This is a genomic window from Rudaea sp. (assembly GCF_036383415.1).
GTDB lineage: Bacteria > Pseudomonadota > Gammaproteobacteria > Xanthomonadales > Rhodanobacteraceae > Rudaea.
Window position 1 is genome coordinate 1 of the sequence record NZ_DASVOK010000300.1, and the last position, 4,702, is coordinate 4,702.

At 66.1% G+C, this 4,702-nt stretch carries 4 protein-coding genes; 3 read left to right on the forward strand and 1 reads right to left on the reverse strand.

The annotated features are described in order from the left end of the window. Together VF497_RS11315 and VF497_RS11320 are read left to right on the forward strand one after the other, a co-directional pair. The coding region (locus VF497_RS11315) for an FAD-dependent monooxygenase (protein ID WP_330888738.1) at window positions 1-801 on the forward strand (801 nt) is incomplete at its 5' end. Then, window positions 798-1,985, forward strand: coding sequence for a UbiH/UbiF/VisC/COQ6 family ubiquinone biosynthesis hydroxylase (locus tag VF497_RS11320; RefSeq protein ID WP_330888740.1), 1,188 nt, complete (start codon window positions 798-800; stop codon window positions 1,983-1,985). The genes VF497_RS11315 and VF497_RS11320, both read left to right, overlap by 4 nt. A 27-nt stretch (window positions 1,986-2,012) precedes the next feature. Here the strand turns inward: VF497_RS11320 and VF497_RS11325 are convergent, their stop codons facing one another. Further along, a complete protein-coding gene (locus VF497_RS11325) occupies window positions 2,013-2,729 on the reverse strand; it encodes a phosphatase PAP2 family protein (RefSeq protein WP_330888742.1) in 717 nt (238 codons plus the stop codon). 305 nt (window positions 2,730-3,034) lie between these two features. On the opposite strand from VF497_RS11325, the gene VF497_RS11330 reads away from it, so the two are divergent. Continuing rightward, the coding region (locus VF497_RS11330; protein ID WP_330888744.1) for a TonB-dependent receptor at window positions 3,035-4,702 on the forward strand (1,668 nt) is incomplete at its 3' end.

Sequence of the window (4,702 nt, forward strand, 5' to 3'; positions counted from 1 at the left end):
GACAACGGCGTCGTCGCCACGCTCGCAACTGGTGAGGGCGAAAGGCGCCTGCGCACACGCCTGCTCGTCGGCGCCGACGGCACCGCGTCGTTCGTGCGCGATGCGCTCGGCATCGGTGTCGACCGGTTCGACTACGCGCAGACCGCGTTTGTTGCCACCGTGCAACCCGAGCGCGCGATGGATGGCTGCGCCTGGGAGCGTTTCACCGCGACCGGCCCCGTGGCCTTGCTGCCGCTGGCCGAGCGCCGTGCCGGTGTCGTCATGACCGTGCCGGCTGCGGATGCGGCGCGCCTGGCCGGGCTCGACGATGCGGGCTTCATCGCCGAGCTGCACGAACGCTTCGGCTGGCGCCTCGGCAAATTTTCCCGCCTCGGCAAGCGCGTGTCGCATCCGTTGGCGCGGGTATTCGCACAGCGCATGGTTGCGCCGCGTGCGGTGCTGATCGGCAACGCGGCGCAGACGATCCATCCGATCGGCGCGCAGGGTTTCAACCTCGGTCTGCGCGATGCGCTGACCTTGGCCGAATTGCTGGTCGAGCATGCGCGTGCGGACGGCGATGTAGGTGATGCCGCGCTGCTGCGGCGCTACGTCGAACTGCGCCACGAAGACCGGGAAGGCACCGCTGCGACGAGTGATTCGCTTGCGCGCTGGACCGCCAGCGAAGCGCTGCCGCTGAAGGCGCTGCGTTCGCTCGGCCTGGTCGCGATCGATCGCATCGCGCCGCTCAAGCAGGCTGTCGTCGCGCGCGGCATGGGTTTCCGCGGGCATGCGCCTGCGCTTGCGCTGCGGAGTGACACATGACGTCCCGGCGAGTGCTGGACGTTGCCATCGTCGGCGCCGGCATGGTTGGCGCGGCACTCGCGCTCGACCTTGCGCGGCGCGGCTTCGATGTCGCGTTGATCGAATCGCGCGCGCCGGCATCGTGGCGCGCCGAGGATGAAGTCGACCTGCGCGTCGTCGCACTGGCCGCCTCGTCGATCGCGCTGCTGCGGCATTTGGACGTCTGGACGGCCATCGCGTCGGCGCGTGCGAGTGCCTATCGGCGCATGCGCGTGTGGGACGCGCTTGCGCCCGGTTCGCTCGGTTTCGATGCGGCCGACGAAGGCGCGTCCGCGCTCGGCTACATCGTCGAAAACAAGTTGATCCAGTCGGTGCTGTGGCAGGCGGTCGAGCGGCATGGCGACATCGCGCTGCACTGCCCCGCGCGCGTCGTCGCGAGCGAACTCGATGCCGGCAGCGCTGCACGCACGCTCGCATTCGAAGATGGATCGCAGCTGCGGGCGCGCCTCGTTGTCGCCGCGGACGGTGCCGATTCGGCGCTGCGCGGTTTGCTTGGCATCGAGACACACGATCGCGACTACGCGCAGCGCGGCATCGTCGCCCACATTGCGCACGCGCGTGCACACGAGGCGACGGCGTGGCAGCGCTTCCTGCCCGGCGCGACGCTCGCGTTCCTGCCGCTGGCCGACGGGCGCAGCTCGATCGTCTGGTCGGTGGAAAACGACGAGGCCGAGCGCCTGCTCGCGCTCGACGACGAGGCTTTCCGCGCCGAACTCGGTGCCGCATTCGATTTCCGCCTCGGTGCGGTCACCGCGACGACGAAGCGCGCCGCGTTTCCGCTGCGCCTGCGCCTCGCCGAACGTTACATCGGGCCGCGCTTCGCCCTCGTCGGTGATGCGGCCCATGTCGTGCATCCGCTCGCGGGGCAGGGCGTCAATCTCGGTTTCCGCGATGCAGTGGAACTTGCGAATACTCTGGTCGACGCCCGGGAGCGTAAGGCGGATTTCGCGACGGAACATGTCTTGCGCCGCTACGAGCGGCGGCGACGCAGCGACAATGCGGTGTCGGCGCGGGCCTTCGATGCGATCCAGCGCGGCTTCGGCAGCGACAACCCCGCGCTGGCCGCCTTGCGCGGCGCAGGCCTGGCCCTGATCGATCGCGTTGTGCCGCTGAAGCGTTTCTTCGCGCGCCGCGCCGCGGGCTGATTCGCGGCGCGGCCGGCGCAGGGCCGATCAGCCTTGCGGTGGCAGTTCGAGCACGCGGCGCAGCTCTTTTTGCGCGGCGGCGAAGTCCTTCCTGAAGTCCGGCCGTGCCAGCAGGGTCGCGGCAATGACGGATCCGGCGATGCGTCCCATCTCGACATCGGAACGATAGTGCACGCCGGCGACGACGCGGTTGTCGCCGTACTCCCATGCGCGATGCATCAGTTCCGCTTTCTTCTCCGGCACCATGTCGGCGAGCACGATGCCCATCAACGTGCCGAGCGTGGTGTGGCCCGACGGCCATGATCCGGAAGTGGACAGACTCGTGCCGGCGCGCAACGGCTCGACGAGCTTGTTGAGCACGTAGGGGCGTGGGCGGTTGAAGCCCTTCTTCGCCGGCTTGACGACGGCGTCTTCGGTCTTGATCAACCGCTCGGACAGCATGGCAAGTTTTGGCAGATTCGCCGCGTTGAACTTGTCGCCGAGCACGTCGGCGAAGCGCCAGATGTTTTCCTCGCTGTCGGCGCGCGCGCGTTCGGCCATCGCTGGCGTACGCGCGACCTGGATCGTGAGGATTTCGCCGAGTTCCGCGAGCGTCTGCGCTGAATCGTCTGCCGGTGGCGGCGGCAGGATATGCAGCAGGTCGACCGCAGCGGCTTCGACATAGGGTTTGACCTCGGTCGCGGCGCTCGCTGTGTTGACAGCGAGCAGCAGGAAGGCGGTGAGGCACGTTTTCAGGGCGCGCATTTTTCTTGTCTCCGTGGGTTTGCGCTCGCGGGGCGTGCGGCGCGCGTGCGCACTCTGGGCATGTTCCATGACGCTTTCGTTTCAGCGCTCGCTGTTGCCGATCGATTGGGGCAGATTTAAGAAAATTGCAGCACAACGGAAACATGCGGGCCGTAATGTTCGCCGCGCCGTTGCCCCTCACTAACTAAAAAGAATCCCCTCTCATGCCGATTTTTCGTTGCGTGCACGTTTCTTCGCGGGCGCTGCGCCGCCTGCCTTGTCACTCCGATGCTGCGTTCCGACTGCGTCCGCTCGCGCTGGCCGTGATGTTGGCCGCTTTCCCGCTCGCCAGTTTCGCCGCTGATGCGCCTGCCGGCGCCGCCGCCCCAGCCGATGCGAACGCATCCGCAGATGCCGCGAACGCGAACAAGGCCGTACCGCAGTTGCAGGAAGTCGAAGTCAAGGCCAGCTCGGCGCGTTCGGCGATCACGATGGCGCCGGTGCAGAGCGAGCTCGACGTGACCCAGCCGACCTCGATCATCGGTCTCGACTGGATCAGCAACCATGAGCCGCCGACCTCGGACTACGCCCAGATCGCGGCGATGGCGCCGTCGGTGACCTCGATCAGCCCCGCGGGCCCCGGCCTCGGCGAAGCCAAGCAGGTGACGATGCGCGGCTTCAACGACAACCAGTACAACGTCACCTACGACGGCATTCCGTTCGGCGACACCAACGATTTCTCGCACCACACTTCGAGCTATTTCCCGGCCAAGATGATCGGCCAGGTCGCAGTCGACCGCGGCCCGGGTGGCGCGAGCACGATCGGCGAAGCGACGTTCGGCGGCACGATCGCGCTGCGCTCGAAGGACCCGCTCGACGATTTCGAAGTGATCCCGACGCAGACCTTCGGCAGTTACTCGACGACGCTGAGCCATCTCGAATTCAACTCGGGCCGTATGGACGGTTTCGGCGGCGGCAAGCTGATCGCGAGCGCGCAGTATTACGACAGCGACACGTTCCGCAGCGACGCGGGCGTGCATCGCAAGACCGCGTACATCAAGTACGTGCAGCCGGTCGGCACGGACACCGAAATCACCGTGCTCAGCAACTACAACGACATCAAGTTCAACAACCCGGACAAGACCACGCTGACCCAGGTGCAGATCAACACGCTTGGGCGCAACTTCGGCCTCAACCACGACCAGTTCTCGACCGACTGCACCTGCTACAACCACCAGACCAAGCAGACGGACATGGAGTATCTCGGTATCAAGAGCGCGCTGACGCCGGACTGGACGCTCGACAACAAGACCTACACCTACTACTACAACAACGACAGCAACGAGGCGCCGACGATCGGCACGGCGACGTCGAAGACCGACATGGGCGGTGTGCTCAAAGTCAACCGCTACCGCGCCTACGGCGATGTGCTGACGCTGACGCGCGCCATGGCCAATGGCGAACTGCGCTTCGGCGGCTGGTACGAGATGCAGAAGAACGAGCGCTATCAGATCGCGCTCGATTACACGCTCGGCGGCATCCACGACGTCAAGCCGGGCAAGCCCGATTCGAGCTCCTACAAGTACAACATGGACGACTGGCTGCGCACCACGCAGCTCTATGCCGAGTACGCGTGGAAGGCGAACGATGCGCTGACGGTGACGCCGGGCATCAAGGGCCTGCAGTTCCAGCGCGCGATCGAGGCGCCGATCAACCAGACCACGAAGACGCCGCTGTACTACGATCAGACCTGGCGCAAGGCGCTCGGCTACCTCGCGGCGAACTACCTCGTGACGACCGAGTTCAGCCTCTACGCGCAGGCCGCGCAGGGTTTCCTCGCGCCGAACCTCAACCAGTTCTACGTGCCGCATCCGGAGAACAACAAGACCTCGCCGCAGCAGACGATGAACTACCAGTTCGGCGCGGTATACAAGACGGAAGGTTTCAGTGCCGATGCCGACGTGTTCTACATCGACTACAAGAACTTCCCGCTG